The sequence below is a fragment of the Nocardia sp. NPDC004123 genome (genome assembly GCF_053603795.1).
In genome coordinates, this window is sequence record NZ_JBSGGG010000008.1 from 179350 (window position 1) to 193691 (window position 14342).

12 protein-coding genes are annotated in these 14342 nt (G+C 66.8%); 5 read left to right on the forward strand and 7 right to left on the reverse strand.

The genetic code is table 11. From position 1 onward, the window contains the following. Positions 1 to 8 precede the first annotated feature (8 nt). Positions 9 to 1913 carry an alkyl/aryl-sulfatase gene (locus ACWEQQ_RS13800; protein ID WP_452348454.1) on the forward strand — a complete coding sequence of 635 codons (1905 nt, stop codon included), beginning with the start codon at positions 9 to 11 and terminating at the stop codon, positions 1911 to 1913. 14 nt (positions 1914 to 1927) lie between these two features. Here ACWEQQ_RS13800 and ACWEQQ_RS13805 read toward each other — a convergent pair whose 3' ends face one another. Next, positions 1928 to 2563: a TetR/AcrR family transcriptional regulator gene (locus tag ACWEQQ_RS13805; protein WP_452348455.1), complete on the reverse strand. Its 636-nt coding sequence runs from the start codon at positions 2561 to 2563 to the stop codon at positions 1928 to 1930. A gap of 80 nt (positions 2564 to 2643) precedes the next feature. Here ACWEQQ_RS13805 and ACWEQQ_RS13810 point away from each other — a divergent pair, with 80 nt between their 5' ends. Further along, positions 2644 to 4152 carry an FAD-dependent monooxygenase gene (locus tag ACWEQQ_RS13810; protein ID WP_452348456.1) on the forward strand — a complete coding sequence of 503 codons (1509 nt, stop codon included), beginning with the start codon at positions 2644 to 2646 and terminating at the stop codon, positions 4150 to 4152. Positions 4153 to 4267: 115 nt separating this feature from the next. Here ACWEQQ_RS13810 and ACWEQQ_RS13815 read toward each other — a convergent pair whose 3' ends face one another. After that, complete coding sequence (locus ACWEQQ_RS13815; RefSeq protein WP_452340776.1) at positions 4268 to 6298, reverse strand: ArnT family glycosyltransferase; 2031 nt, start codon at positions 6296 to 6298, stop codon at positions 4268 to 4270. Positions 6299 to 6384: 86 nt separating this feature from the next. On the opposite strand from ACWEQQ_RS13815, the gene ACWEQQ_RS13820 reads away from it, so the two are divergent. Beyond that, a complete protein-coding gene (locus tag ACWEQQ_RS13820) occupies positions 6385 to 7623 on the forward strand; it encodes a serine hydrolase (protein ID WP_452348457.1) in 1239 nt (412 codons plus the stop codon). Positions 7624 to 7680: 57 nt separating this feature from the next. Here the strand turns inward: ACWEQQ_RS13820 and ACWEQQ_RS13825 are convergent, their stop codons facing one another. The 3 genes from ACWEQQ_RS13825 to ACWEQQ_RS13835 all read right to left on the reverse strand — a co-directional run bounded on the left by ACWEQQ_RS13825 (position 7681) and on the right by ACWEQQ_RS13835 (position 11344). After that, a complete protein-coding gene (locus tag ACWEQQ_RS13825) occupies positions 7681 to 8478 on the reverse strand; it encodes a TetR/AcrR family transcriptional regulator (RefSeq protein ID WP_452348458.1) in 798 nt (265 codons plus the stop codon). Positions 8479 to 8549: 71 nt separating this feature from the next. Then, on the reverse strand, positions 8550 to 9773 hold the full coding sequence (locus ACWEQQ_RS13830) for an oxygenase MpaB family protein (RefSeq protein ID WP_452348543.1): 1224 nt from the start codon (positions 9771 to 9773) through the stop codon (positions 8550 to 8552). 416 nt (positions 9774 to 10189) lie between these two features. Beyond that, positions 10190 to 11344, reverse strand: a complete 1155-nt coding sequence (locus ACWEQQ_RS13835; RefSeq protein WP_452348544.1) for an IS630 family transposase — start codon at positions 11342 to 11344, stop codon at positions 10190 to 10192. A gap of 112 nt (positions 11345 to 11456) precedes the next feature. On the opposite strand from ACWEQQ_RS13835, the gene ACWEQQ_RS13840 reads away from it, so the two are divergent. Both ACWEQQ_RS13840 and ACWEQQ_RS13845 read left to right on the forward strand, forming a co-directional pair. Beyond that, a complete protein-coding gene (locus ACWEQQ_RS13840; RefSeq protein ID WP_452348459.1) occupies positions 11457 to 11801 on the forward strand; it encodes a hypothetical protein in 345 nt (114 codons plus the stop codon). Positions 11802 to 11856: 55 nt separating this feature from the next. After that, on the forward strand, positions 11857 to 12957 hold the full coding sequence (locus ACWEQQ_RS13845) for an IS630 family transposase (RefSeq protein WP_452348460.1): 1101 nt from the start codon (positions 11857 to 11859) through the stop codon (positions 12955 to 12957). A 277-nt stretch (positions 12958 to 13234) separates the two neighbouring features. On the opposite strand, the gene ACWEQQ_RS13850 is transcribed toward ACWEQQ_RS13845, so the two are convergent. Together ACWEQQ_RS13850 and ACWEQQ_RS13855 are read right to left on the reverse strand one after the other, a co-directional pair. Further along, positions 13235 to 13894: a hypothetical protein gene (locus tag ACWEQQ_RS13850; protein ID WP_452348461.1), complete on the reverse strand. Its 660-nt coding sequence runs from the start codon at positions 13892 to 13894 to the stop codon at positions 13235 to 13237. Between the two features lie 174 nt (positions 13895 to 14068). Then, positions 14069 to 14326: a hypothetical protein gene (locus ACWEQQ_RS13855; RefSeq protein ID WP_452348462.1), complete on the reverse strand. Its 258-nt coding sequence runs from the start codon at positions 14324 to 14326 to the stop codon at positions 14069 to 14071. Positions 14327 to 14342 lie beyond the last annotated feature (16 nt).

Sequence of the window (14342 nt, forward strand, 5' to 3'; positions counted from 1 at the left end):
GAGTCGACATGTGCACCCAGCCGAAACCAGCGACCCCGGCCACCGTTCGCGTGCATCGAGAAGCGGCCGCGCGCTACGACCTGGCGAACGTGCAGGACTACTCGGATGTGCGACGCGGCCTGATCGCCGAACTGCCGGGCAATGTCGTCGCCGGTGACGGTTCGGTCATCTTCGACCCGCACGCCCTGGACTGGATCGAAGAGGGTGCGCCCGCACCCGGCACGGTCGATGCGAGCCTGTGGCGGCAGAGTCAGCTCATCAAACTGGGCGGCCTGTATCAGGTATCCGATCGGATCTACCAGGTCCGCAACAACGACATGGCCAACCTGACCGTCATCGAGGGCGACGACGGATTGATCGTGGTCGACTGCATGTTCGGGGTGGAGTCGGCGCAGCAGGGCATGGAGCTGATCCGCGCGCACGTCTCCGACAAACCGGTCGCGGCCGTCATCTACACCCACACGCACGTCGATCACTACGGCGGCGTGAAGGGCGTGATCGATCCCGCGGACGTGGCGTCGGGGAAGGTTCCGATCATCGCCCCGGGCACGATCAAGTCGTTCGACAAGTTCGCCATCGGTGAGAACGTCATCGCCGGAAATGCCATGTCGCGCCGCAGTTTCTACGCCTTCGGCGGTCTGCTGGACCTGAACGCCACCGGACACATCACCTGCGGCATCGGCATCATCTCCACCAAAGGCGCGACCGTCTCCTACATTTCGCCCACCGACTCGATCACCGAGACCGGCACGCGCCGCGAGATCGCCGGACTGGAATTCGAATTCCTCTACGCCCCCGACACCGAGGCGCCCGAGGAACTGCACATCTGGATTCCGGAGCTGAAGGCGCTGACCTGCGCGGAGAACGCGAACCATGCGCTGCACAACATTCAGACCCTGCGCGGCGCCCGCACCCGCGACGCCCGCAATTTCGCCCGCTACCTCGACGAGTCACTGGAACGGTGGGGCGACGATGCCGTGGTGCACTACGGCCCGCACACCTGGCCGGTGTGGGGCAATGACCAGGTGTGTGCCCTGTTGGAATCACAGCGCGACACCTACAAGTACATCCACGACCAGGCGCTGCGGCTGGCCAACAAGGGATACACCCCGTTGGAGGCGGCCGAGATCATCGAACTGCCCGACGAATTGGGCCGCACCTGGGCCAATCGCGGCTACCACGGCACCGTGCATCACAATGTGCGCGCGGTGTTCACCAAGGAGCTAGGCATGTGGGACGGCGATCCGGTGTCGCTGCACCCGCACACACCGGTGGACTCGGCCACCCGCTTCGTCGAATTCGCCGGAGCCGACGCGATTCTCGCCGAGGGCCGGCGCGCTTTCGAGGCCGGCGACTATCGGTGGGCGACCGAGATCCTGCACAAACTGGTCTTCGCCGATCCGGGCAATACCGCGGCGCGGGAATTGCAGGCCGACGCCTACGAGCAGATGGGGTATCAGGCCGAGGGGCCGCAGTGGCGGGGCGTCTTCCTCAGCGCCGCAAAGGAATTGCGTGCGGGTGTGCAGCCGCCGCCCTATGCGACGGCCAGCCCGGACTCGATTCTGGCCATGCCGATCGACATCCTCTTCGACTTCGTCGCGGTCCACGTCATCGGTGAAAAGGCCACCGGCGCGAACATCAGCGTCAATCTCGATTTCACCGATTCGGGACAGCAGTGGACGATGTGGGTGCGCCGCGGCGTCCTCAACGCCCGCCAGGGGCGCGCCGACGATGCCCGGGTGACGGTGTCGGGCCCGAAGGCGGCGCTCGTCGGGGTGCTGCTGACCCCGGGCAGCGTCGGGGAATTCGCCCGCTCGGGCGCCATCACCCTCGACGGTGATGTGACCGCACTCGGCGAACTCGCCACGCTGCTGGACGATTTCGAGCCGACATTCCCGATCGTCACCCCCTGATCGGGCGTACTCGGCTACCGGCGATCCTCGCGGACCGTCCCCGCGAGGATGGCGGTGAGGCCGGCGGTGAATCTGCGGTCGCGTTCGCCGGTCATGATGGAGATGGTGTCGCCGGTGGGGTTCGGGCGGGGGGCGTCGGCGGTGAGGGCCGAGACCAGTGGCTGCCATTCGCCTGACCGCTCGAGCTCCAGATAGGCCTGTTCCTCGATGACGAAACCGGTTGTGTAGGAACGCAGGACCGATTGCAGGTCGCCGGCTTCGAAGGGCGCTACGACGATGCCCTGCAGGAGTGCCATGAGGGTGCCCGACAGTTTCACCGTGGCTGCGAAGGGGGAGTAGGAGCCCGCGACGATGCGGCCGCCGTCGCGGAATCCGAGCATCGCCGCGCGCATGCGCTCACAGCAGGCGATGACCTGGGCGAGCGTCGGGGTGTCGAGGTCGATATCGGACAGGTCGATGGTGGCGTAGACGGCATCGGACATGGCGCGCTGGAGATCCCGGCGATCCTTCAGATGCTTGTACAACGCGCCGGGAGTCACCTCGGCGGCCGCTGCCAGCCGCCGCATGGTGAGCGCGTCCAATCCGTTCGCCGACACGTACTCGTGGGCGATTTCTACCAGCCGATCCCGGCTCAATCCACGTTTGACCATCGGTCCAGAGCCTAGCGGCGGCCTGGGCGGCCGGGTTTGCGTGGTTGACGACACGGATCACCTCCCTTAGCCTTCGCCTGGTGAACAATGTTTACCAGACTGGCGTCGTCATCGCCGGAGCCGGGCCGACCGGGCTGATGCTCGCCTGCGAATTGCGGCTCGCGGGAATCGAAGTGGTCCTGCTCGACGCCCTCACCGCACGCACCGGACAGTCGCGGGCGGGCGGCATCAACGCCCGGACCATGGAGATCCTGGATCAGCGCGGGCTGATGGAGCGAGTGCTGGCACACGGCTATGTGTTCCGCGGCCGGGGTCCGGGGCATTTTGCCGGGCTGCCCCTCGAGTTCGGCGATCTGGCCACCCGGTATCCGACCGGACTGGTCATCACCCAGGCCGACCTCGAGACCCAACTCGACCGGTACGCAACCGAATTGGGTGCACCCGTGCAGTGGGACTCACCGGTTGTCGACCTCGAGCAGGACTCCGATGGTGTCGAGATCCGGGTCGGTGGTGCGCACGGCCGCCGCGTCCGGGCCGCATATCTGGTCGGCTGCGACGGTGGCCGCAGTGCGGTCCGCAAGCTGGCCGGGATCGAGTTCGCCGGGACCGACGCGACCATGGTCGGCATGATCGCCGATGCCGAACTGGCGGAGCCGTCGCCCGGCTGGATCCTGACCGAGCGTCGCGGACCGGGTGATTTCTCGGTACTTCCATTGCAGCCCGGCTGGTTCCGGCTCATGGTCAACCGGCACGACCGCGTCATCGACCAGACGGCCCAACCCTCCTTCGAGGACTTCCGGGCATCCTTCCGCGAGGTGGCCGGCACCGACTACGGGATGCACAGTCCCCGCTGGGTGTCGCAGTTCAGCGACGCTGCCCGCCTGGCCGAACACTACCGTTCGAACCGTGTGCTGCTGGCAGGCGATGCCGCGCACATTCATTTCCCCGCCGGCGGCCAGGGATTGAACACCGGGGTGCAGGATGCTGCCAATCTGGGTTGGAAGCTGGCCGCTGTTCTGCACGGCCGCGCGCCCGAGGCCTTGCTCGACACCTACGAATCCGAACGCCGACCGGTCGCCGCGCGCGTACTGCAGAACACCCGCGCCCAGACCGCGCTCATGCGCCCCGGCCCCCACACCGAGGCGCTGCGCGAAACGCTCGCCGGACTCTTCGACATCGACGAGGTCCGAAACCGCCTCGGCGGCATGCTCTTCGCCCTGGACATCCGCTACGACGTCGGCGACGGCCACCCGTTGTCCGGCCATCGCGTCCCCGACGTCGATCTCACGCTGCCCACCGGGGGTACGCGCGTCCACGAACTGCTCCGCAGTGGCCGCCCGGTCCTGCTGTCCCTGAACGGAATTCGCCCGCGGATCGGGGACTGGCAGGGTCACATCGACGTCGTCCACGCCCGATGCGATGCGGGCCGGTGGTCGGTACCCGGCCTCGGCGACATCCCCGCGCCGACAGCAGTCCTGGTCCGGCCGGACGGCTATGTGGCATGGGCCGCGGATGAACCCTGCGACACAGGCCTTTTCGAAGCGCTCAGCGCCTGGGCCGGTCCGAGTGCAGCTGCGCACCGGGCCTGACAGGCGCGGAGCGCGTTCACGAGGTCTCTAGCCGCCCTGGAAAGACCTCGGCGGCGTTCCCGGATCGATGGGACTCGGTGGGCCGAGCCGGAATCCGGGGACGCCGCCGTAGGGATCAGTGCGGCTGGACCGTCAGGTCGTAGGCCGCCATGTAACCGAAGTGCTGGGTCGCCGTGTAGTGGGCGGTCACCCAGTCGAGGATCTCCTTGTTGCCCGTCGGACGCCAGACGCCCTGCTTCGCACCCGATTGCGCGGGTGCGGCGGTGTCACCGGGTTTCGGATCCACCCGCCAGGAGTCGGGTAGCGGAACCTCGGGAGCCAGGTAGTAGGTGATCTCGTGGTTGCGGACCATGTCCTCGAACTGGGGCAGCGTCGGCACCGGATCCTCGGAGGTGAAGCCGCCGATGGCGAGGACCGATGTGCGGCTGGCCAATTCGAGCCCGGCCGCGGGCGACGAACGGTCGATGGCGGCCGACCACTTGGTATTGGTCTGCTGCAGCAGCGTGACCAGCTGCGGATCGGTCTGACCACCGAACAGCGTCTCGAGCTGCTTGCGGAACTGGTCGGCCGGTCCGGCCTTCTTGGGCTGGGGCGGGCCCACGGTCGGGCCGCCGCCGGTGTGCGACTGCGGCAGGGTCGCGGCCGCATACGCCGTGGAGCCGGTCAGGCCCGCGATCACACCGACCACGAGCAGCACCGCGGTCCCGCGGCCGCGCTGCCGGTCCCAGCGGGCCGCGACCGGCAGCGCCAGCATGAGCAATCCCAGCGCTGTGATCACCGTGACCGCCAGCACCGTCCAGCGCAGCCACGGCAGCCAGTCGGAATTGCGTTGCAGCAGTACGAAACCCCAGATCCCCGCCGAGAGGATCAGCCCGGCGCCGCCGACGCGGCCGAACGCCTCGGCCCGGCGCCGCCACACCTCGTACGCGCCGATGGCGAAGCAGCCCGCGATCGCCGGGGCGACGGCGAGCGTGTAGTAGGCGTGCATGCCCGACTTCATCGCCGAGAACAGCACCCCGTCGATGACCAGCCACAGACCGAACACCAGCGCCGCGCCGCGGATCAGATCGGTGCGCGGCCGGCGTCCCCGCGACACCAGCACCAGCACGAACGCGAGCAGCGCGGCCGGCAGCAGCCACGAGATCTCGAAACCGATTTCACCGGTGAACATCCGGTCCGGCCCGTTGCCGAATCCGCCACCGAATCCGCCGCCCTCGAACGCCTTCGGAATCTGGTAGCCCTCGGGCAGTTCGAAGGGGTTCTTGGCGTTGCCGCCCATGTGGTTCTTGCCCAGGTAGCGGGCGAAACCGTTGTAGCCCAGCACCAGATCCATGAAGGTGTTGTCCTTCGATCCCGCCAGATAGGGGCGCGAATCGGCGGGCCAGACAATGGTGAGTAGCACGTACCAGCCGGAAGAGACGATCAGCGCGCCCAGCGCTGCCAGCGAGTGCAGCAGCCGATTGCGCAGCGTGGTCGGTGCGACGATGACGTAGGCCAGCCCGAGCGCGGGCAGCACCATGAGGCCTTCGAGCATCTTGGCCAGGAATGCGAATCCCAGTGCGACACCGGTCAGTACGATCCACTTCAGGCTCGCCCGCGGCAGCGCGCGCACGGTGCAGTAGGCCGCGGCGGTCATGAGCAGCACCATGGCGGCGTCCGGATTGTTGAACCGGAACATCAACGCCACCACGGGCGTCACCGCGAGCACCAGTCCCGCCAGCAGGCCCGCGCCGCGGCTGCGGGTGACCCGGGTGACCGCGCCGTACATGAGCGCGACCGCGCCCACCGCCATGATTGCCTGCGGCGCAAGCATGCTCGCGCTGCTGAACCCGAATAGCTGCCCGGACAGGCCCATGACCCACTGCGAGACCGGCGGCTTGTCGACGGTGATGAAGTTGCCCGGGTCCAGCGACCCGAACAGCAGCGCCTTCCAGTTCTGCGATCCGGACCAGGCGGCAGCCGCGTAGAAGCCGTTGCCCATCTGGTTGACCGTGATGTTCCACAGGTATGCGACGGCGGTGCCGATGAGCAGCAGCGCCAGCGCCGGCCGTTCCCAGCGGCGGGCGGGGGAGAGGCCTTCCGATGATGGCTCGGATGGCGGGGCGGTCGGTTCGGACGGGGCCAGCTCGGCAGTGGTCACGCTCACCGCGGGAGTGTGTCGCGCCAGCCGGTGAAGACCCTGACTCCTCGCTGGGAGCTTCCTGTGAACCGGGATCTCCCTATGCTGGTCGGATGAGCCCAGGTATGACAGCGCTGGTGCGGATCGACCCGGACCTCGACGCGGTGACCACCCTCGGACCCGAAGCCGACCCCGCCGACGCCGGACTCGCGCCCGGCGATATCGAGGCGATCTGGCGGTCCGTGCAGGACTGGTACCGCATGGGGACCACACCCGCCATCCAGGTGTGCCTGCGCCGTCACGGTCACATCGTGCTGAACCGGGCCATCGGCCACGGCTGGGGCAATGCGCCCAAGGATTCCCCCGACGCCGACAAACGCCCGGTGACCCCGGACTCGCCTTTCTGCGGATTCTCCACGGCCAAGGGCGTATCCGCCGCCCTGATGTTCATGCTCATCGAACAGGGCGCCTTCGCGCTCACCGACCCCGTCCGTGACTACATCCCCGAATTCGCCGGCCACGGCAAGGACCGCATCACCATCGGCGACGTCCTCTGCCACTCCGCGGGCGTCCCGTTCATCACCCCGCCGCACCGCGGCTCCGATCTGGTCCTCGACGAGGAACGCGCCGTCCAGGGCCTGGCCGACCTGGTTCCGAGCTGGCCGCCCAACCGGTTTCGCGTGTATCACGCACTGACCGGCGGACTGATCCAGCGTCTGCTGGTCCAGCGCGCCACCGGCAAAGCCATGCGCGACCATCTGCGCGAACAGGTCCTCGAACCACTCGGCTTCCGCTGGACCAATTTCGGCGTCCGCCCCGAGGACGTCGACCAGGTGGTGCCCAGCGTCAAGGTCGGCCCCGGACCCTCCAAAGTCTGGCGTCACCTGGCAGGCCGAGCCCTCGGCGGAGGCCTATCCGGCCCGACGGACCCGGCCGCCGCCCGCGCCTTCCTCACCGCCGAACTCCCCTCCGGCAACCTCGTCACCACCGCCGCCGAACTCTCCCGCTTCTATGAAATCCTCACCCGCGGCGGAGAACTCGACGGAATCCGCATCATGCGCCCCGAAACCCTCGCCGCCGCAATCCATCCCGCCCCCTGGCTGCCCGGCATGGCGGGCCGCGTCTCCGTGGCGGGCTACGAACTGGGCGCCCGCCGCTCGAAGTTCGGCCGCAACACCGAATCCCACTTCGGCCGCAGCGGCCTCACCACCCAATACGGCTGGTCCGATCGTGCCCGCAACCTGTCGGGCGCCATCCTCACCAGCGGCAAGGCCCAGGCCGACACCGACCGCCCCTGGCGCCTGGTCGCCCAGATATCCGCGACCATGGATCCCCGCACCGATCGCGGATGACGATTCGGCCACCCTGACAAAACCGGACTTCGCAAGACGATCGCCGGTGTTCGCGTGCTATCGCCCGTGCGGGTCGAGCATGGGGACCAGGAATTGGCGGGCGATGGCGGCGAGTTGTTCGTCGTCGTCGAGGTCGACGACCTGGCTCGGAATTGCCAGGAAAGAGGCGCAGATTCGGACCATCAACTCGGCGACCAGCTCGATTTGCAGGTCCGGTGGGATGGTGCCGGCCCGCTGCTCCTGGCGGAGTTGATGGGCTACGAATTCTCGGACCATGGCGACCGCTCGTCCGTCGTCGCCGACCAGCGAGCTGACGAAGTGGTCGGGTTCGGCGGTGATCAGCGCGCCGATGAGGGGGTTGCCGCGCAGCGCGCGCAGGGAGCTCACGAATCCGAGGACGACGCGGTCGCCGACATTCGCCGCCGCCGCGATATCGACGAGGAATGTGTCGAAGTACCGGCGGAATTCACGCAGGATGACGCGTTCGACCAGTTCTTCTTTGGTGGCGAAGCGGCGATAGACGGTGATCCGTGAGATCCCCGCGGTGCGCGCGACATCCTCCATGGTCGAGCGCTGGATACCCCACCGCCGGAATTGTTCCTCGGCCGCGTCGAGGATGCGGGTGCGCATCGGGTCGGTGTCGTCGACCTGTTCGACGGCCTGCAGGTAGGCGCGTTCGAGCAAGGATTTCCCGGCGGGGAGCTCATTCGCGGGCGGCGCAGATTCCACGGTGTCCTCCTGAAACATCTTGTCCTGCGTCAGTTCTCGGGCTGCGCCGCGATCGCGCTTCGCCGGATGGTCGCGTTGCACGTACTCCACATCGTTGTTGATACGCAGGTACGTTAGCTGTTTCATCGGATCCAGCGGGGTACCCGTGCCGGGCCGCGTGTCGTCCGGACCCTATGTCCCTGGACGAGGACGGCGAATCATCGGTTGGTCAGCGGGATTTCGATGCTCAGGGGCATCCGTAGTTCGGCCACATACCACAGGGCGAACTGGCGCAGGAACTCGTCGAACATCCAGTAGGGTGCGTCCACCACCGGCGCCACCGACAACACTCCTTCCCGAACCGCGACGAACGGGCCCCACGCCACCTCGAGCAGCGGGCTCCAGACCGGTTCCCGAGGAATGTTGAGCCAGTCGGCGACCTTGTCTCCCATGATGAATCGGGTGAACGCGCCCAGAATGCCCCGGCTGAGCAGCGTCAGGTCGAGATCAGCGCCGAGGTTGAGCAACTGGTTGGCCAGGTCGTTGCCCTCCGCGGTCGGTGCCAGGATCGGGTCGAGCTGCTGGCTTGCCTGCGCATCGGCCTGCTCCCAGGTCGCGGGGATGTACTCGTCGCGAATGCCGAGCAGGTGCGCGGCCAGCTGCCAACTGTGCAGGTAGCCATCGGATTCGGCGGCCGGGATGGGGACTTTCCACGCGGTGAGGGTCCGCATGATGGTGGTGGCCAAGCTGTGCCAGGTGACCATCATGTCGTCCTGGCTGATCGGCGTGACGCCCGCGGGCCAGTGCGGCGACTGCGGCAGCAGATGCCGCACGGACGCGTGGATGATCCTGGTTTTCACACAGGTCACGATCATCTCGCCGCCGTCCCCGTAGGCATTGACCGTGCCGATGTCGTACCCGAATTTCGCGGTCTTGGCGATCCGCTCCTTCAGATGCGATCCACCGCGTGAGTAGTACACCGCGAGGGCCTCGCGCGGGATGACCGTCGACATCATGCCGCTGGCGAACGCATACAGCACGCCGAGATACAGACCGCGCTTCTTGTTGAACTCGAAGGAACTGGCCAGCTTGCCCTGGTCGGTCCACGAGGGCAGCCGGCGAGCGGTTTCGATGAAGTCCGCCAAGCCTTTCGGCAGACCGGCGGGCAGGGGCTGGTCGTTGTAGACCCAGGTCGCCAGCAGTCTGTTGACCTCGGGCACATCGGCGTGGTCGATCACATCTGCCAAGACGGAATCGGCATCGGGGTCGTACACGGTCAACGGGTCGGCGCCGCCACCGGCGCCGACCACCGAATCGGCGGGCGACCACCTCCATGGCTCCGCCCTCGCGGTACGCGCGGTCAGTGCCATCGCACCGACGACGCCCAACAAACCGCCACCTGTCCTCAATGCGTCGCGCCTGCTGAGACGGTGTGCATCCATGCCGATTTCCTGTTCGTGAGTCTGATACACAGAAACATGCGATGTATCTGTGTATCTTGATGAGAGCACACCGTGACGGCTGTCACAACCAGTTGGCACGAATTTCCAGACGAAGGACCGGCCGATGAATCCGTACGTCGTTATCCAGAACCTCCTCAACCACCTCGACCTGGGGTCGGCCGGAAGCAGCGGCCCCGTCGCGCTGACCGAACGCTCGGGAATCGCCATTTAGGTTCGGACGCAACCGCTCTGGATCGGCTCCGTCGCGGTCTGGGGTTCAGGACTGGTAAGCGCGCGTATTCAACTGTCGCGAACACTTCCATCGGCAACCAGCCTCCGATCAGCGGGCCTCAGAGCGGCGCCGGGCGCGGATCCTCGCCCGCCGCTAGTGGGTGCGCCCGTTAGTTCGTCGGGGGTTACGCGGCGAGCGGGAGGGGTGCGGCCAGGTCGTAGCGGCCGAGCCGGTGTAGCAGGTCGTTGAGGTCGTCGCGGGTGAAGGTCCAGTCGAATGGTCGGGCGGTGGCGTTGTAGTGGTCCTGGAAGGCGAGTAGCCGATTGGTGACGGCGTCGAGATCGGCGAAATCGTCGGGACACAGCGCTTTTCGTTGCACGACAGAGAAGTAGACCTCGACTTGGTTCAGCCAGGAGGCGTGCACCGGTAGGTGCACCATGTGCGCGTTGGGGTAGGCGTCGTTGAGTCGTTTCGCCGCGGCCCAGTTGCGGTGGGAGGCGCCGTTGTCGACGATCCAGAACACGCGCCGTGCGCTGGCGTAGGGTTCGGTGGTCATGACCTGCGCGGTGAGCCGACCGAAGGGTTCGATACCGGTGGTCGACTCGCAGCGGCCGATGACGTGGGCGCGGTGCACGTCATAGGCGGCGAAATAGGCCAGAGTGCCGCCACGCTGGTATTCGGACTCGACCCGCATCGGCCGCCGGGCAGCGGGATGGAGGCTGCGGCGGACGCGGCGACGTGCCTGGACACCGGGTTTCTCATCAGCGCTGAGCACGTAGTCGTCGTCGCCGAGTGGTTCGTCCTCCCAGACGCGGGAATACAAGTCCAGTGCCCGGACGGCCTTGAGTGCGAAGTACGGGTCGCGGGGGAAGATCCATGAGCGGTGTTGCCAGGGTTTGATCGCATCCCCGGACAGGATCCGCCGCACAGTCGATGCCGAGATCTGATCGGTGACCCCGCGTGCGGTTATCTCCCGGGCCAGCTCAGGGCAGCTCCACCGGGTCAGCGGCAGCCCGGTCCGGGCCGGTATTTCGCAAGCCAGGGCTTTGACCTCGGCGACCTGCTCGGCGGTGAATGTTCGTGGCCGGCCACTGCGAGGTAGATCGGTCAATCCATCGATTCCTTTGCTGCAGAATCGTTTCCGCCATTTTCTGGCGGTGTCGGCGTTGATGCCGAGGGCACAGGCGATATCAGTGTTCGATTCCCCATCCGCGGCTGCGAGCACGATCCGTGCCCGCAGCACCCTTCGATATTGCGCCGAGGACCGGCGGGTGATCGCTTCCAATACCGACCGCTGCGCAGCGGTCAGAACGACAACATACGGGCTGCGCGGCGGCACAACGATATTCCCTTGTCTCTCAACATGATTACATACCCGGGACACTCTGCCGGGCTGGTCACGCCGAGCCGAGTAGCCACGCCGCAGGCCCCACCGTGGCAGGGTGAGGTCCATGGCCACACCGCCGGAATCAACCAAGACCTCACTGCGGCAACGACTGGCCGCCCATGCCGCGCAACGCTGGCCGCAACTGGCCGCAGTCCACGTCCGCTACCATGGCACCTTCGCCTACGTCGCCGGGGAACTCGCCGACGGCACCAGGCTGCCGCTGATGCGGCTGCGCTACACCGGATACGCCACAACCTGGGGATTCGCCATCTACCTCGCCAGCCGAGAAGGCTACGAAGACTCCATCCTGCCCAACGGCCGCCCCTCCGGCACACCAGCCGAAACCCTCGACTGCGCCTGCGGCCTCTACCTCAACGACCCCACCGCCTGGCAACCCCCGACGAACTAACGGGCGCACTAGTGTTCCGCGCCTGAAATCCGTTGGCTAATTGTAGGATTCGGCGGTGGTGAGGACTGGTAGGCCGAGGTCGGGTCCGGATTTGGTGGTGAGCGAGGCTCAGCGTCGGGAGTTGGTGCGGGGTGCGCGGGCGGCGACCTCGACGCAGGCGTATGCGTTGCGGTGCCGGATCGTGCTGGCCTGCGCCGAGCCGGGCGCGTTCAACACGCACGTGGCGGCCGAGGTGGGCGTGACGGCGATGACGGTGCGTAAGTGGCGGGGCCGTTTCATCGAGTACGGGTTGGCAGGCCTGGCCGATGAACCGCGGCCGGGCCGGCCGCCGTCGATCCTGCTGGATCAGGTGCAGCAGGTGGTGGAGATGACCCTGGAACAGGTCCCCTCCGATGCCACACATTGGTCGCGGTCGTCGATGGCCGAGCGGACAGGGCTGTCGAAATCGACGGTGGGGCGGATCTGGCGGCGGTTCGAGCTGAAACCACATCTCAGTGACGGGTTCAAGATCTCCACCGACCCGTTGTTCGTGGAGAAGGTCGTGGATGTTGTTGGCCTGTACCACAATCCGCCCGAACGAGCGGTCGTGCTGTGTGTGGACGAGAAGTCCCAGATCCAGGCCCTGGACCGGTCGCAGCCGGTGCTGCCGATGATGCCGGGCATGCCCGAGCGCCGCACCCACGACTACGCCCGCCACGGCACCACCAGCCTGTTCGCCGCGTTCAACATCGCCGACGGCACCGTGATCGGCGAACTGCACCGCCGCCACCGCGCGACCGAGTTCAAGAAATTCCTGACCAGCATCGACAAGGCCGTGCCCGCCGAACTGGATGTGCACGTGGTGTGCGACAACTACGCCACCCACAAGACCCCGCAGGTCCAGCAATGGCTCGCCAGCCACCCGCGTTTCCACGTGCACTTCACCCCGACCGGATCGTCGTGGCTCAACCAGGTCGAGCGCTGGTTCGCCTTCCTCACCCAACAACTCCTGCGCCGCGGCGTCCACAAAAGCGTTGCGGCACTGGAGAAAGACGTCCGCAACTGGGTCGATCAGTGGAACACCAACCCTCGCCCATTCGTCTGGCGCAAGACAGCCGAGGAGATCCTCGACTCCCTCGCACGATATCTGCAACGGATTTCAGGCGCGGAACACTAGGTGTCACGTCTCAGGACGTTGGTGCCTCGAGGTGATCTCGAAGGCCAGTTGTTCGGGCCCGATGACCGGTAGGGCCGGGACCATGATGCCGGTATCGGTGAGACGGTAGGTGTGTAGCGGAACTCGGCTGACTGGCGGCCGATGGTTGATACCAGCGTGTGGTCGGTCGTGGTAGACAACGGATCCGGCTGGGAGACCCCGACCAGCAAAGTGCCCCTGCTGTGAAGCAGGGGCACTTTGGGTTTCGGCAGAGCGGGTGGTCAGGTCGCCCGGTCGGTCAGGGCAGTCGTTCGAGCAGCCAGTCGCCCTCTTCCTCGTTGACCAGCGAGGTTTCCGAGGCCGGGCCCGATGCGTAGAGGGCGTCGTCGAACTGGGACTTGTCCAGGGAGTCGCGGGGGCCGAGGCCCTCGAAGTCGCGGGTGCCCGCGCTGGTGATCTTCCCCGACCGCGGAATCATGGGCATGGCTCCGACATCATCGAGTGCTTTCTTCTCGGCCGCGGTCGGTGTCGTGCTGTCGAGGCTGAAGAGGGCAGCCACCTGATGATCCATCCGCATGTTCTCGAGACGGGCTATGGCGTAGCGGGTCAGCAGCGCGGCCCGTCCGGCACCGACGACGGTGATGGGCTTGCTACTGGCGCGCATCTGCTGGGTGTATATCGCCGCCTGTTCGATCACCCGCTCTGCGGTGTTCCAGTCGGCTTTGTCGTCGTAGCCCACCAGGATCACGTCCTTGCCGCGCTGGGCCAGTTTCGTCCGCAGCGGGTAGTCCGGGCCGTCCACCCAGTCTGCGAACGCGTCGAGGTCGGTGGGGCCCTGATCGGGCTCGGCGACCACGATCACCGGATCGTCGATCTGCTCCGCACCGTTGGCGGGGTACACCCAGACGGTGCCTCCGGGGAGCTTCTGCTGCATTGACGGCTTGTTGTTGCCAGCCATGACGAACTCCTCTCACGTCGGAAACGAAGAAGGAATCTGCATCACGCACCCGTGACGGCGTGCAACATCACCTGGTCACCGGTCACCGAACCGAACCGACGGTCACCAGGTGATCTTGATTCTAGGAGAGGCCACACCGCCGCGAGACTTTTTGCCCGAGTCGACGGTTGCGGGCTACCGCTCCCGCCGGCGGTCGGGGCCGAGCACTGGCGGGTGGTCCAGGGCGTAGACCCGGCGCTCCGGGACAGCGAAGGCCTCCCGGCTCAGCTTGTCCAGCTCGCCACGGTGGGCGCCGGCGGGGACGGCTGCCACCGCCTGGTCGAGGGCGGCCAGTTCCTTGCGCAGTTCGTCGCGCCGGGCGGCCAGCGTGGACCAGTCGATGCGCTTCACCCGGTCGATGAAGTCGGCGAATTCCTCTTCCAGGCTTCGCATTTCGCGCACCCCTGTC